Genomic DNA, 15,436 nt, shown 5'->3' on the forward strand with positions numbered 1-15,436 from the left:
TTTCGGTATCAGCCCGTCAACTATCCTTGTCAGAAGTCGTAACCAAAGCGCACGCCGTACATCCGCGGCGGGTTATAAGTGGACCGGATAAAACCGTCGCGGAACTGGAAGTAATTGGCATTGCGCACAATTTCATCGGTCAGGTTGCTGCCGTAGGCTTCCAGCCACCAGTTGCCCTGCGCCGGTAATAACCGCACGCTGGCGTCGATTTTCCAGTAAGCGTCCTGCGCATCAGATAAATGCGCGCCGTCGTAGTTATTCAAAGAGGTGTACATTTTGCTCTGCCAGTGCGCAGTGACTTGCGGTTCCAGCGCAAAAGCCTGCGCCAGTTCCAGCGTATGTTTCAGCGTGAGGCTGGTAGACCAGTCCGGTGAATATGGCAGGCTGTTGCCGCTGATATCGACTTTACCGGCGCACGGTTTCTGGCCGTATTCCAGTCGTTCACTGCAGTAATAAGCATCTTCAAACGGGATATCTTCCACCCGGGCATTGAGCCAGGCGACATAACCAGTCAGGCGGCCACCGATCCAAGGGATATAATCCAGCTCCAGCTCCAGACCTTTGAGCGACGCTTCACCGATATTGGTGGTGACGTTGTGGGTCTTTTCACTGCCATCCGGCCGGGTGCCGACTTTTTGGTTGTTGGTGACCTGCATGTCGGTGTAGTCGCTGTAAAACAGCGCCGCCGACAGGTTCATTTTACCGTCGAGCAAACTGCCTTTATAACCGGCCTCGTAGTTGGTCACTTCTTCCGGGCCGTATGGCAGGTTGGAGTACTGACCACAGTCGCAGATGTCAAAATCTTCGAAGAAACCACCGGCTTTAAAGCCCGTAGCGACGAAGGCGTACAGCAAATCGTTGTTGTCGAGGCGATAATCGGTGCCGAGTTTCCAGGTGCCTTTTTGCCAGTCTTCACTGGCGTAGGTGCGCCGGCCGGCCGTCAGCACCTGGCCGAGTGGCGGATAAGTGCCCATATCTTTGGTCAGACTGTCGCCCTGAATGCTGCCACTTTTGGTCGGGTCATATTTGCCGTTGTAGTATTTGTCACTGAATACCAGCTCATAACCCACACCGCCGTTATCGATTTTCTCGTCGCGGGTCTGGCGGTAACCAAAAGTGACCTGCTGCTTATCGGTCAGCTGATAATCAAACTGGCCAAACACCGCATCGGCGTTGGCGCGGCGATCATCCTGCGGATAAGAAAAAGCCGCCGGATGATAACCCAGTGCCGAATGGCGCAGGCCGTGCACTAATTCCACATCAAATTTGATTTTGTTTTTCTCGCGCATCGAGAACACACCGGTGACAAACTTCAGATCGGCGCTGGAATAAGTGAACTGCAGTTCATGGATGGTCGATTTAAACTTGGCGTCGGTACGGGCATAACGGTCAAATAACAGCGGATGGCTGAAACTGTCGAGCTTGGCGCGGGATGGCGCCGCAGCAAAACCGGCGTCTTCATCAAACAACTGATAGCGTTCCTGATCCGCCACACTGAAGCGATAGTCAGCACTCCACATGTCGTTGATCAGCCAGTTCAGATGTGAGCGCGTGGTGTCGATGGTCATATCCATGTCACCCGGCACGTTGATGTTGGCGTAAAACTGTTGCTGGGTACATTCGTCGACCGTACCTTTGGCCTGCTTACAGTCTTTTAAAAACAACTCACCGGCGCTTTTATCGGCAAAGTGTTCGAGGGTTAAATCCCAGGTCAGGCTGTCGGTTGGCACCCAGCGGGCCAACGCGCGCACGGCCTGTTTATCGGCGTTGGTATAATAGTCTTCTTTGCCAACCCGGCGGTTTTCGCGCTGATCAGTGTCCGGCCGGCCGTCGGCCACCATCGGCTTGCCGGTGAACGGGTCTTTGATATCCGGTCTGTTGATATCCCGCACGTCATAATCCTGCTGGATATAACCATCGCGTCGGTCCGCCATCAGGGCAAACCGCAGTGCAAAGCGGTCATTGACCGCGATGTTGGTCAGGCCACGCAGCTGTTTATGAGCGTATTTGCCATACCCCAGCACAATGCTGGAGTATGAATCTGCAGTGTCAGCTTTATTCGGGATCACGTTGATAGAGCCGCCAGTCGAGTTGCGGCCAAACAAAGTCCCTTGTGGGCCGCGTAGTACTTCCACCTGCGACACGTCATACAACAGCGCTAATGCGCCTTGTGGCCGTGGCGAATAAATACCATCGATGTGCACACCCACGGCCGGATCGCCGATTTCAGTGTTGTTGCCGGAGCGCACGCCGCGAATAGACGCCTGAATACCGGAATCGGTGCCGGACACCACAAATTGAGTATTCGGAATGCTGGTGGTTAACTCGCGTAATTCTTTAATGCCGCTGCGGGTCAGCTGGTCCTGGCTGATTGCCGTGATCGCACCCGGTGTTTCCATCAGATAAGTTTTGCGTTTGCTGGCCGTGACGGAGATCCGTTCAATTTTGCCGTCGTTTGCAGCATCGGCCGCTTTTACATTTGTGTTACTTTGCGCTGTAGCCGAGCAGCTGAGCAACGCTGCGGCCACACAACAGCCCAGGTAAGTGATTTTGCCGTTCATCTGTAGTTCCCCGTGTATTTTTTTTGGTTTCTGTTTTGGTTTTGGACAGTTACAGCGCTAGCAATATCAACAAGTTACCACTCAGTTTTTATATGCGCACCACACAAAAACTGATCCGTTGTTGTTTTACCTTTGCTGCTTAAATTTTAGTCTATTTAATTTACTAAATATTTGTCAATTGTTTTGACTTTTTATTTCAGAAAAAAATATCATCATTTATTTACATATTTTGACCGCTTTGCAGCTGATGTCCCAGTAACACATCGACCAAAGCTTTGGCACTGCAGCGCCGGCTGGAATAACTGCACAGATACGTCGGCAGTTCCGGGTAAAAGCTCAGCTCAGTGTCAGAGCGCAGCGCCATCACAATCACCTGCTCGCCAAAGGCCGTCACACATTGACGCACCCGGCTTTGTTGCTGTGACAGATCAAAACGGCTGCCCGGTAACGGGTAGTCTTCAGTCAGCAGCACCAATGGCTGTTGCAATGACAGCCCTTGCGCTATCCAGCCGGCAATAACTGGCCAGCTTAATACCTCGACCTGCACCCGCGCTTGTTGCAACTGCTCCAGCACTACGCTGCTTGCTGGTACCGGGTCATTGGGCCCGATGCCCCTGCTGTTCTGGATTTGCTGATATTCCGCCGGCTCTGCCAGCGCCTGCAGATAAAAACTTTGTTGCAGTGGCAACAGCCCTTGCTGATTACGCAGCACAGCACAAGCCCGTTGTGCCGCCAGCGCAGCAATATCGCCACCCGGCGGTAAAGCCCGCAGCTGCGGCTCGACCAGCTGATAACGCAGCAGCAGCACACGCTGTAATGCCGCATCAATCTGCGCTTCAGCCAGCTCACCACTTCGCACCGCAGCCACCACGCCAAGGATGGTCTGGCGCTGAATGGCCTGATAATCAGTGACAGCGTTTTCGTAGTGCTCTTCGCTGAGCATAATCATGTCCGCGCCGGCTCTGAGGGCCTGCACAGCGGCCTGCACCGGGCCGTAGTGGCGGCGCATCGCGCCCATATTCATGCTGTCGGTCAGGATCACGCCGTCAAACCCTAACTGTTCGCGTAGCAACCGGGTCAAAATCAGTGGTGATAAAGTCGCCGGAAATTCGCTATCAAGCTGCGGATAACAAATATGGCTGGTCATCAGCAGCGGCACATCAGCGGCAATAGCGGCGACAAATGGCTGCAGATGGCTGTCGAGCAATTGCGTCAGCGATAAATCAACCACCGGCAAGCCGTTATGGCTGTCGGTGGCGGTATCGCCATGGCCCGGAAAATGTTTGGCGCAAGCCAGCATGCCGGTTTGTAAAATCGCCGTCACCGCTGCGCTGCTATGACGCGACACCAGCGCAGGCTCTGCGCCAAAAGAGCGCTGCCCGATGATTGGATTGTCCGGATTGCTGTTCACATCGACACAAGGCGCCAGCAGCGTGTTGTAACCCAGCGCCTGCATCTGTAGCGCCATGTTTTGATATTGCTGTGCAGTCAGCGCCACATCATCGATAACACCCAGCGCCAGATTACCAGGGCCGGTGTCGGTGAACCTTGTCAGCACACTCCAGGCGCCTTCCTGATCGACGCCTAAAATCAGCGGCGCATCAACAGTGCGCAGCGCGGCCAGTTTCTGCAGTTCCAGATTCAGCGCCGCCGCTTGTTGCGGATCGGCGGCATTGTCATCAGTCAGATAAAAACCACCGATCTGATACTGTTCGACCAACTGGCGGGCGTACGCCACATCAGGCCCGGCAAAGGCCAGCATAAACAGCTGACCGACTTTATGTTCCAGCGGCAGGCTGTCAATCAGCTGGCGGATACGATGTTTCATAGTGTCTCCTCAGGCCGCGACTGCAGCGCCGGTGATAAGCGCCACCAGCTGTTCTTTACTGACTTCATTAAGCGCCACATCGGCCACCGAACGGCCCTGATACAGCACCACGGCGCGGTCGCAGGTTTCCAGTACATGTTGCATGTTGTGACTAATCAGCAACACTGCTACGCCCTGTGAACTGATAAGCCGGATCAGTTCATTGACCTGCGCACTTTGCTCAACGCCAAGCGCCGCGGTCGGCTCATCCATAATCACCAGATCAGCGCCCCAGTTTACGGCGCGGGCGATCGCAATCGCCTGGCGCTGGCCACCGGACAAGCTCTGCACCGGGGCGGCAAAATCGGCCATCCGGCTGTTGAGCCGGTGCAGCGACTTACGCGCCTGCCGCTCCATCGCCGCTTTGTCCAGCCAGCCAATGGCGCGCAGCAACGGGTTTTTGCTTAAAATTTCCCGGTTTAAGAACAGGTTGGCCGGGATATCAAACTCCGGCACCATCGCAAGGTCCTGAAACACCGTTTCAATGCCCAGTGCCCGCGCCTGCTGCGGATTGTCTAAAACCACCGCTTTACCGTTAAACAGTATCTCGCCCTGATCAGCCTGATGGATGCCGGCCAGGCAACGCACCAACGTGGTTTTACCGGCGCCGTTGTCACCGAGTAACGCCACCACTTCACCTTTTTGGATGGAGAAACTGACTGCTTTTAACGCCTGCACGGCGCCAAAGGATTTGCCGAGCTGACGGATCTCAAGTGCTGTCTGACCTAATGCATTTCTAACCACGTTTGACCTCCCGCACACCGATAGCTACAGCCACAATCAGGATCACCCCACGGGCGACCATCTGCTCATTGGTGGAAAAACCAGACAAAATCAGCCCGTTGTTGATCATGCCCATCAGCCAGGAGCCAAGCACTGCACCGAAGATACAAACCCGGCCACCAAACAAACTGGTACCGCCAATCGCGACCGCCGCAATCACCGTCAGTAAATCAGCTTCGCCTAAGGTATACCGCGCGCCCTGCAGCCGGCCGGCGTACAGCAGACCGGCCAGTGCCGCGCCTGTAGCAGAGATCATCAGCGCCCGCACCCGCAGGCTCTGCAGCGCAATGCCCATAGCGCGCGCTGCCTGTGGCTGCCCACCGACCGCCAGCAAATGCCGGCCAAAGCGTAATTTATTCAGCAGCAGATAGCCCAAAAGCGCGACCGCGACTGTCCATAACAACAAAGTCGGAATGCCCCACAGCTCACCGCCGCCGAACCAGAAGATAAAACCATCGTGCAGCACCGGCACCGATTCCATACCCGTCAGTTGCCGTGCGACACCAGCCAGCACACTCATAGTGCCAAGGGTGATGAGCAAACTCGACACCTGCAATTTCTCGGTCAGCAGGCCGTTAATCAAACCAACGGCGGCGCCAAGCCCAAGTGCTGCGATGGTCGCGACCAACACGCCATATTGCGGCAACAACAGCGCCGCCACTAATGCACTGACCGCCACCACTGCGCCTATCGACAAATCGATATGACCAACAGCCAAGGCGAAACACAAAGCCACCGCCATCACAGTGACCGGCGTGGTCTGGCGCACGATATTCAACAGATTGTCGAGGCTTAAAAATGCGGTGTCATGCAATAGCACGGCAAAAAAGCTCAACACAATCAAAAAGATGTAATAAATATAAGCGTCGCGGCGCAGCAGCAGCTGCTTCAGCATCGTCGCCTGAGTCTGCGTGGTCATCGGCCGTTCTCCGTTACGATGAAAGGTTGTAATACAGCAGGCAGTGGGCTATGAAAGGCACGCAGCCAGCCTTCGCTGATGTTGTGGCGGTGTACTGTTTCAAAGGGCACTAAGGTCAGTTTGGGTGTCGGCGCGCCAAGTTCGGCCAACAGCGCCACTTTGGCCATGGTCTGGCCAAGCAGATAAGGCTGGTCGGCAATAGTCGCCAGCATGTTGCCGTCTCTTGCCAGATCCAGCAGGTTGTTGACGCCTAAATCATGGGTCACCACGCGGATATCCTTGCGCCCGGCTGCCCGTAGTGCTTCCAGCACACCTTCGGCCGCGCTGTCCCAGGACACATAAATCAGGTCCAGTTCCGGATGTTGCAGCAACAGGGCTGCCGCCACGTCACTGGTTTCCTGCTCGCGGACAAAACCTTTACGCGCCACCAGCTGCAGCTGCGGATGGGCCTGCAGCGCATCAACAAAGGCTTGGTCACGGGTATTGGTAATAAAATAATCAGCGTCGTGGAAAATCATGCCGACCTGCAGCGGTTTGCTGCTATGTTCAGCCAGCACCCGGGCGGCACGCCGGCCCATGCCAATCATGTCGTCAGTGACAATGCCGGCATAATCCGCCGGATGGGAAAAACCCGCGATCGGGTTACTCAACAACACCAGTTTGGCGCCGCCGGCACCAGCGCGCTGCAGGCTGCTTTTAACACTGGCGGCGTCGATGGCCAGTGTCAGGATAAAATCAGGTTTCAGCGTGGTGACATTTTCCAGATCTGCCACCTGACGGGCCGGGTCATAATTGGCATCTGTCACCGCAATCACTTCAACGCCAGCCGCGGCAAATTCAGCACGGGCACCAGCAGTGACGGCATTGATCCAGGGGCTGGCGCCATGCCAGACCAAAGCGGCTCGGCGGGGTGTCTGTTTCAGCTGTTGCTGCTGAGCGCTACTCAGCACCACTTGTTCAGCCTGTTGCGCTTGCGCTAAATCCAGCAGCGCCGGTGTAGCGGCCAGAGCTGAAAACGGCAGTGCAGCGGCGAGCCACAAAGGCTGGAGCCATCGCCGGGCGGCGAAATGCCTGCTTAGCAAACCCAACGGACGCGGCAAAATTAAATTTTTTCTCACATGCCACCTTTTTTTCACAAAGTTGATAGATTGGTTATATTCCAACCAGACTTAATATGTCAATCATTTTTACTTATATCTTTATCCCGACAAATTGATTGCCTTTGTTCACAGTTCAGGTCAAAAATGACGGCTGATTTTTTGGCGTTGCTGCCGGACAAGGCCCCTGCATGAAAGGTTCAAACTCTAAACAAAACAAATCGTTGAATCTGCGTCTGGTGTTGTCACAAATCGCCACGCAAAGCCCGCTGTCACGAGCCGACCTGGCCAGAGCCACGCTGCTGACCAAACAGACCATCACCAATCTGGTCGACGAACTGATCGCCCATCAGCTGGTGATTGAAACCGGCCAGCTCAAAGCCGGCGTTGGTAAACCCTCAACGATGCTGATGTTAAACGGGCCGGGTTTGTTTAGTCTGGGGATCCGGGTCTGGCCACAGCGGCTGGAACTGGCGCTCAGTGATTTAACCGGGCAGCTGCTGGCGCATCAAACAGTGGCACGCCAGAGCGAACTCAGTCTGGTCAATCAGGTTTGTAGTTTCAGCCAAGAGTTTTTGCAGCAATCTGGTCATACTCACGGCCAGTTGTTAGGCGCAGGTCTCACCATCGTCACTGCAACAACGGCCGAGCCGGAACAACGTCATCAGGAACTGCAGTTGTTGCAACAGCAGCTGGCCGGCGCACTGCAACTGCCCATCATCGCCGCCCACACGGCAGCGGCTTGTGCCGCTTATCAGCTGCTGCACGGCGAAGCACGGCAATTAGACAGCTTCTGTTATATCCACCTCGGCCAGCAAATTGATACCGCTATGGTGTTTGAACGGCGTCTGTTGCTGGGACAACAAGGGTTAACCGGCGCACTGGGGGATATTTTTGTCACACCGGATCAGGATCATCGCACCGGAGATTTTGGCCGGCTGAATGATTTTGCCTCGGTGCGCTCCTTACAGCAATTTGTTGATAAAAAGCTACCGGGCCTTGCGCTTGATTCCGCCGACGGCTTTGACCGGCTGGCCGCATCAGCCGATAAAATCGCTCCCTGGTTTGACCGGGCGACCGAACCGATGCGGGTGGCCATTCATACGCTGGAGACGTTGTTTAACAGCCAGACTATCATCATCGGCGGCGAGGTTAGTACCTGGTTCCTAGACAAGCTAATCAGTAAGTTAAGGCCTTTTATCCCATCGATCGCGCAATATGGCCCACGCGATGTACCGCGGCTGATTAAAACTCCGCAGGTGGAACAGGTTGCGATGCAGGGACTGACAACACTACCACTACATGCGGCGTTGCGGCCGGAGCAGGCGCAGCAGGTGCAACTGCCGCTCGTGTCGGTGCTGGATGCGCGGCAACAGTTGTTGTTTGGCGCCGATTCGGGCGCAGCGGAAGAGAGCGAAGACTAACACCGGCTCAGGCGCGGCGCAGATTGTCATGCAGCAGCTGGCGCAGTGCCGACGGCTGTTTGGCGCGGGTGGCGGAAGTCGCATAATAATTCGATGTGTCGTTTTTCACCCGGTTTAAGATCACACCACCAATATTGACGCCGGATTGCGATAACAACTCCATTTTGGCGGCAAAATCCACCAGCGGTGTTTTTTTCACATCGACGACTAGTTCAAGCTTACCGACACATTTGGCCACCACCATCGCATCAGACACCGACAAAATTGGCGGGCATTCGATAATGACCCGGTCGTATTTTTTTGCCAACACTTTGAGTACCGCATCAAAGCGTGGCATCGACAAAAACAGCAAGGGGTTCATCGGCCGGATGCCGGATGGCAGCACATCGGCATTGAGTTCTTTGCTGTAAAACACACATTGCTCAAAGGTATGGGTTTTGGCCAGCAAGTTGGTTAAACCGGGTCTGTGCGGATTTTCGCCAAGCGCTTCGGCCAAAGCCGGAAAACGCAAATCAGCGTCAATAATAATGACCCGCTCCAGCTCAGAAAACGACTTGGCAAGCTGCAAACAGATACTGGATTTACCTTCGTTCGGTGAAATCGAGGTTAAGGCCAACAAACGCTGGGTACTCAGTTGTTTATCCAGCAGAATATTGGTGCGCAGCGAACGGATATATTCCTGATACAAGGTGTATTGTTTACCGGATTGCTGAATCACCGGCAGATTGCGATCTATGCCTTTGATGCGGATTTGCGGCACGACGCCAAGCAGTTTATAACCATAACGGCTGGCAATGTGGCGATATTTCGACGTGACATCGGCGAAAAAATGCAGGCATAACACTAAAAACACTGCGCTGATAAGACCGAGCACCAAAGCCGCCACCGACAACAACAACCGCTTAGGTCCAATTGGTTTGACCGGCACCACCGCCGGGTCAACGACAAAGATACTCGAGGTTTTATTGATGTCTTTCATCAGCTCGGTTTCTTTCATTTTGTCGGATAAGGTCGTCACTAAATGCAGATTGGCCTGAATTTCTGCTTCCAGTTTTTTATGCGTCTGCCCTACCCCGACCAGCTGCTCCAGCCGCGCCGTGGCCGCTTCGGCCTTAGCGTTGGTTTCCTGCAAAGTGCGCTGGAAGTCACGCTGCCGGATTTGCAGGTTACTGGCCAGCTTATTCACTTCGCTGTTGAGCTGTTGGCTGGCCACTTCAATTTTGCGGTTCGCTGCGATATAACGCGGATGTTTTTCCAGATAACTGAGCCGCAGCTGGGCAAAATCAGCCTGCAGCATCGACAGCTGCTGTTGCAAAGACGCAATCACCGGCACCGAAGCCACTTCCGGGATAGTGATCAGCACATCGTAGTTGTGCCCTGCTTGCTGAACTTTTCCCAGCAACACCGCCAGCTCTTCTGATTGTTTTTGCAACTGCCGGCGTTCGCTGAACAACTGCGCTATTTCCTGCTTGGTCAGTTCAATATCACTGCCGATGTCGATGATATTGCGCTCCTGACGGAACTGCTGCAGCTTCAGTTCTGATTCGCTCAGCTTGGCTTTGACCTCATCCACCCGCTGTTTAATCCAGTCACTGGCCTGATGATTATGTTGTTGCATCAGACCAGACTGATAATTCATAAAATGGCTGGCGACCTGATTGACAATTTCGGTGGCGATATAAGGGTTATGGTGGCTGAAGGAAATTTGCAATAAGGTGGTTTTGGGCACCGCCTGCACCGACAAGCCACCGAGCAGCGCGGCCACATCGTCGCGCCGACGGTCGTCCGGGATGCCAAGTTCCAGGTCGGCGGGCAGGCCCTGCACCACGTCCTGCGCAAACTGGGTGGATGTCAGCAGTTTAATCTGCGTGTCCAGCTCCTCGCTGCCACCGCCCATGCCGGGGATCAGCGACTGCAACGGATTAGCCGCCAACACGCTTTTAACCATTAGCGTTGTATCAGCCCGGTACACTGACGGCAGCTGTGCGACAAAAGCTGTGACCAAGGCAAAAATGACAGCGCTAATCACCACAATCAGCCAGCGCCGCGCTGACAGAATAGCCAGAATGACGCTGAGTTCAATCACGTCACTGGCGGGCGGCGCACTGCGTTGCGGTTCAGCTTGCATCAGAAGAAACTCTTATCAATCTTGATCACATCACCGGGTAGGATGATGGTGTCGGCTTCTGCTTTAAAGGTCGCTTTATCCGCGCCGCGCTGAATGTGCCAGGCGCTACGCGAGGCGCGGTCCAATAAACCGCCGGACAAAGCGATCGCCTGCTCCAGCGTGATATCTGGCTGATAATCGTAACTGCCGGGATTACGCACTTCGCCGTAAATAAAAAACGGCCGGTAGCTGTCGATGGTGATCGACACACTGGGGGACACCAGATAGCCGTCTTTCAGCCGCTGCTCCAGGTATTCTTTGGCACTTTGCTGGGTATGGCCAGTCATTTTGATACTGCCAAGCAGCGGCATATCAATATAACCCTGTTGACTGATTTCGGCGGTCACCGACAAATCCGGTTCTTGGTACACGCTGATTTTCAGCGCATCACCAGGCCCAAATTTGTAGCTCTGTAAGCCAGACGTCACGGCAGATTCGGCCAGCACAAAGTGCGGCAGCAGAACCAGCAGTAACGGTAGCAACAGACGAGTTATCACCATGCCCAGCTCACTTCAGCGGTCAGTTCCAGCCGGTCGCGGTCTGGTTGCTGCTCACGGCTTTGCTGCACCTGGCTGACCTGCAGCAGGCTGCGCCACTGCTGAGCCCACTGCCATTGCCAGCTGGCGCTGATGGCATCGCGGGTACGGCGGTAATTACTTTGATCCAGCCGGCTGACCAGACGGCTGAAGTGCGCCGCAAACTGGTGCGATTGGTCGTATTGCCAGTGCATGGCAGCAAGGTGCTCTGTATCCAGCTGCGAAATACTCTGGCTGGCGTACGACAATACTGAGCGGCGGCCGCTTTGCAGTACTAACTGCCAGCGGCTGTCCAGCTGCCACAGATTATTCAGCTGCCAATAACTGCCGGTCGCATCTTCCAGTGACTGGCCGGCAAAGCTACGGACAAAGCGGCCACCAGTCAGGCGGAAATACTGCTGACCGGTCCACTGCACAGCGACACCGGCGCCATATTGATTTAAATCGGAATCACGTTGATTTTGCTGTTCCTGATGACGGGCTATATCCAACACCAGCGCCATGTTTTCATTCAGCTTATGACTGTAATTGATGGCGGCCGAGTCGCTGTCCTGTTGTGAAAACAACTGATCACGCACTTTTTGCCGGCGCTGTTCAGTGGCAACTTTAACCTGCAGATTTTGTGTATCCGGCGCCCGGCCAAAACTCAGTGTGGCTTGCAGGCCTTGCTCAGTTTCATTTAATGCACCAGCGACGGGACTGAGAAATTCAGCAGCAGCGTCACCGGCTAAAAATTGTTGTTTATTTAATCTGGCTTGCAGCGACAAATCAGTTTGTGGGGTCAGAAATAACCGCAATTCAGGCTGCAACTGATACAAAGTGGCGTCTAGTCCGGTTTGATCAAGATAATGCTGGCGCTGTACCTGCAGCGGCCACCGCAAACCATAACCTTCAAACAACCCCAGCCAGTCCCAGTTCAAACCGGCGTAAAGCCTTTGATCCTGGATTTGCTGCGCTGTGGTATTAAATAAATTGTTACTGCTTTGTACCCCGGCAACAGTGCTGACTTCGTGATGGGCTTGTTCCCAGTCTGCTGCAGATATCTGCGCTGAAGTGACGATAAAAAGAGGTATAAATCCGGTTAAATACGACCTGTTCATGCAAAATGCTCTTGAAAAATAAAATATCCATATCTTTCTTTTATTTTTCCCTTATCTGCATGGTAATGGAGAACGCATAAAAAACAAAGTCTTTATACCGGTTCTGCAGATGAAAACTGTGTAAATATAATGATCCAGTTCGTGGTAACAGCCACGGAAAATCACAGCCGTTGCCGGTGCACAAAAAAAAAGCCACAGTCCGCGAACTGTGGCCTTATCGATCAAACAGCGTTGACCCCGTGCTTAAATCCGAAATTGCGCGACAACCTGATTCAGTGCCGACGCTGAATTATCGAGCTGCAGAGCTTCTCCGGTCAATTCTTCCGCATGCTCTGCCGTATTATCCACTAAGGCAGTAATAGCGGTCAGACTGCGGTTGATATCATCAGCCACTATCGTCTGCTGCTCTGTTGCTACGGCGATTTGTGTACTTTGTTGCTGTACCACCACAATAGCCGCACTGATAGCCTGCAGCGACTGTTGCATAGCACGCGCCCGCTCGGCACTGATTTCGGTCTGACTGCGGCCTTGTTCCATCGCATCTTCTGCCTGTTTGGCGATCGCCTGCAGTTTTTCTACCATGCGGCGGATATCGTCGGTACTTTCGCGGGTGCGGCCCGCCAGCGAACGCACTTCATCTGCGACTACGGCAAAACCACGGCCCTGCTCACCAGCACGCGCCGCTTCAATCGCGGCGTTTAATGCCAGCAGGTTGGTCTGTTCAGCAATACCTTTGATCACATCGACCACAGTACCGATATTTTCCGACTCTTTGGCGAGGCCAATCACCACATCAACCGCCGAACGCATGGTTTGATTCAACGCATCCATATCAGTGACTGCAAGCTGTGACAAAGTGGCGCCCTGCTGGCCCCGCTGATCCGCATCTGCGGCGGCCTGACTGGTTGACTGCGCGTTACGACTGATTTCCTGCACTGTGGCGGCCATTTCAGTGACCGCTGCAGACACTGAATCAATTTGTGCCTTTTCGTGCTGGATTTCCTGATTAGTCAGTCCAACCACCTGATTGAGGTGTTCACTGGATTGCTTGACCTGCACCGCCTGCTGCTGCGTTTGCGCCAGTGACTGGCGCAACTTACTGACAAAGGTATTAAAGTGGCGCGCCAGCGCGCCTACTTCGTCCTGTGCCGCGATATCAATCCGGCGGGTTAAGTCGCCATCGCCGCTGGCAATGTCCCGCATGGCTGCAGTGAGCTGCTGCAGTGGTCTGGTGATCACTGTGGTTGTCAGCATAATGCTGCAGGTAATTAATGTCAGGATCAGCAAAGCACCGGCTATAGACCACTGCACAGCACTTTCAATGGGAGCGTCGATTAAGGCCGCCGGGATCAGGATCCCCACCAGCCAGTTCATTTGTGGAAAGTCGCGGCTAACCGGCTGATAGGCCACATAATAATCAGCGCCATTTAAACGTACCGGCGCAAACCCGGCACGGCTTTGCATAGCAGCCTTGCTGAGCTCGGCAAAACCACTGCTGTTATCGATTTTGCTGTCAAAAGCCGCGATTGGATCATTGGCTTTTGTGGCGATACCAGCGCGTTCAGAGAAATGCACGATCTGACCTTTGCCATCTAACAGAAAGGGCAAGCCTTCACCCTGATAACGAATAGTTTCTACTTTATCGCCCACTTTATTGATGTGCAGGTCCAGACCACCAACCCCTAACAAAGTGCCGTCCGGCAAGTAGACCGGGCCTTCGACCACTGCAGAAACAATCCCGGTGGTAAAATCCGCTGACGGCGAACCAACGAAAAACTTATTGTGCTGCATCGTTTCGATATACCAGGGCCGTTGACTGGCAAAATAGCCTTTTTCAATCACCCCTTTATCCGGTCCATCCACGTCAACACCGGTTCTGGAATCTTCGCGAAAATATTCGTCGGAACGGGTTAAGGCAAAAAACGCTGACAGGATATTGGCATCACCACCACTGATGGTTTTAAAAGTCGCATTAATTTGCGGATAGCCGGCAGCAGTCGCAAGGTCAGTGCCGCGGCCTGGATAACTGACAAACCATTGCTGGAACTGCGGATTGTGTAAAAACGTTTTGGCAACCTGAGCATATTCCGCAAAAAACTGCCCTACAGCGACCGCTTCTTTTTGCATCAGACTTTGCGCTTCGGCCTGAACCTGAGCCCTGGTTTGTGCTGCAATTTGCTGGATCACCAGCAAAGCCGCCGCCGCCAGTAACACCGCAGTAGAACCACCAACCGCCAATAGGATTTTCTTTTTTATTGATGTTATTTTTTGATACAACATAATTCCCCCAAACATGTGCGGAACCATCAAATCACAACAACACAATTAAATCCAGTCACTAACTAATTTCAGTTAAATTAATGATCTGTAAGGTTTTATCTAATTAAGGAGCGGCTGATTTGCACTATTGCTGTGCAAGAGACTGTAAACAATACGCCAAGCCGCTCACTCATTGCGGCCAGTGCAGCTGTGGTGCACCATACAGGTGCGACGCTGAAGACCATTGAACAGTCTTCGCGCAATATATCTCGCACCGGTATTTGCTGCAGATAACGTCAAAAGTTCAGGGGCGTTTTACACTCGCGACATCCATGCCGCTCGCCTATCGGCAGCTTTGCTGTGCAAAACGGCTATCCTGCCGTTTTGTGGACAGCTACAGCTGGTCCCGCAGGGATTTTTGCCTGTATGGCAAAAACAAAAAAACCTGCACTAAGCAGGTTTAATGGGTGAAAACGGATCAAAGCAAGCCAATCGTTTGGCTTGCGCCGTTTTCACGCGACGAGCTCTGCGAGGAGCCGGAGGACGCAGGAGGATTACAGCTGGCTGCGCCAGCTGCCCTTCGGGTCGCGCTGCGCGCGCTCGGTCGGCAAAGCCGACACGTCGAACCGTGAGACCGGGATCTCAGCACGCCAACAGTTTGGCGTGCTGCCGGCTGAACACGACGAGCTCCGCGAGGAGGGAGGTTCTCACTGCCTGCGTCTT

General features: G+C 53.9%; 10 protein-coding genes. 1 reads left to right on the forward strand and 9 read right to left on the reverse strand.

Annotated features, from left to right (window positions below; translation table 11 throughout):
• Positions 1-29: 29 nt before the first annotated feature.
• The 5 genes from ABNT34_RS16240 to ABNT34_RS16260 all read right to left on the reverse strand — a co-directional run bounded on the left by ABNT34_RS16240 (position 30) and on the right by ABNT34_RS16260 (position 7,170).
• Positions 30-2,561: a TonB-dependent receptor gene (locus ABNT34_RS16240; RefSeq protein WP_348733472.1), complete on the reverse strand. Its 2,532-nt coding sequence runs from the start codon at positions 2,559-2,561 to the stop codon at positions 30-32.
• A gap of 220 nt (positions 2,562-2,781) precedes the next feature.
• A complete protein-coding gene (locus ABNT34_RS16245) occupies positions 2,782-4,389 on the reverse strand; it encodes a glycoside hydrolase family 3 N-terminal domain-containing protein (protein ID WP_348733474.1) in 1,608 nt (535 codons plus the stop codon).
• A 9-nt stretch (positions 4,390-4,398) separates the two neighbouring features.
• Positions 4,399-5,172 carry an ATP-binding cassette domain-containing protein gene (locus tag ABNT34_RS16250; RefSeq protein ID WP_348733476.1) on the reverse strand — a complete coding sequence of 258 codons (774 nt, stop codon included), beginning with the start codon at positions 5,170-5,172 and terminating at the stop codon, positions 4,399-4,401.
• Complete coding sequence (locus ABNT34_RS16255; protein WP_348733478.1) at positions 5,165-6,130, reverse strand: ABC transporter permease; 966 nt, start codon at positions 6,128-6,130, stop codon at positions 5,165-5,167. The genes ABNT34_RS16250 and ABNT34_RS16255 overlap by 8 nt, the downstream gene beginning before the upstream one ends.
• Positions 6,127-7,170, reverse strand: coding sequence for a substrate-binding domain-containing protein (locus ABNT34_RS16260; RefSeq protein ID WP_348733480.1), 1,044 nt, complete (start codon positions 7,168-7,170; stop codon positions 6,127-6,129). The genes ABNT34_RS16255 and ABNT34_RS16260 overlap by 4 nt, the downstream gene beginning before the upstream one ends.
• 248 nt (positions 7,171-7,418) lie before the next feature.
• Between ABNT34_RS16260 and ABNT34_RS16265 the strand changes: the two genes are divergently transcribed.
• Positions 7,419-8,651: an ROK family transcriptional regulator gene (locus ABNT34_RS16265; protein ID WP_348733482.1), complete on the forward strand. Its 1,233-nt coding sequence runs from the start codon at positions 7,419-7,421 to the stop codon at positions 8,649-8,651.
• Between the two features lie 7 nt (positions 8,652-8,658).
• Here the strand turns inward: ABNT34_RS16265 and ABNT34_RS16270 are convergent, their stop codons facing one another.
• The 4 genes from ABNT34_RS16270 to ABNT34_RS16285 form a co-directional block, all read right to left on the reverse strand.
• Complete coding sequence (locus ABNT34_RS16270; protein WP_348733484.1) at positions 8,659-10,779, reverse strand: polysaccharide biosynthesis tyrosine autokinase; 2,121 nt, start codon at positions 10,777-10,779, stop codon at positions 8,659-8,661.
• Positions 10,779-11,318 (reverse strand): polysaccharide biosynthesis/export family protein, encoded by a 540-nt coding sequence (locus ABNT34_RS16275; protein ID WP_348733486.1) that lies wholly within the window; start codon positions 11,316-11,318, stop codon positions 10,779-10,781. Before ABNT34_RS16275 ends, ABNT34_RS16270 begins: the two co-directional genes overlap by 1 nt.
• The gene (locus tag ABNT34_RS16280; protein ID WP_348733488.1) at positions 11,312-12,454 is read right to left on the reverse strand and encodes a hypothetical protein; all 1,143 of its coding nucleotides are present in this window, start codon (positions 12,452-12,454) and stop codon (positions 11,312-11,314) included. The genes ABNT34_RS16275 and ABNT34_RS16280 overlap by 7 nt, the downstream gene beginning before the upstream one ends.
• A 243-nt stretch (positions 12,455-12,697) precedes the next feature.
• Entirely contained in the window at positions 12,698-14,692 is a 1,995-nt protein-coding gene (locus ABNT34_RS16285) for a methyl-accepting chemotaxis protein (RefSeq protein ID WP_348733490.1), read from the reverse strand.
• Between the last annotated feature and the right edge of the window lie 744 nt (positions 14,693-15,436).

Origin of the sequence: Rheinheimera texasensis, assembly GCF_964031785.1 — a bacterium.
In the GTDB taxonomy this organism is placed as follows: domain Bacteria; phylum Pseudomonadota; class Gammaproteobacteria; order Enterobacterales; family Alteromonadaceae; genus Pararheinheimera; species Pararheinheimera texasensis_A.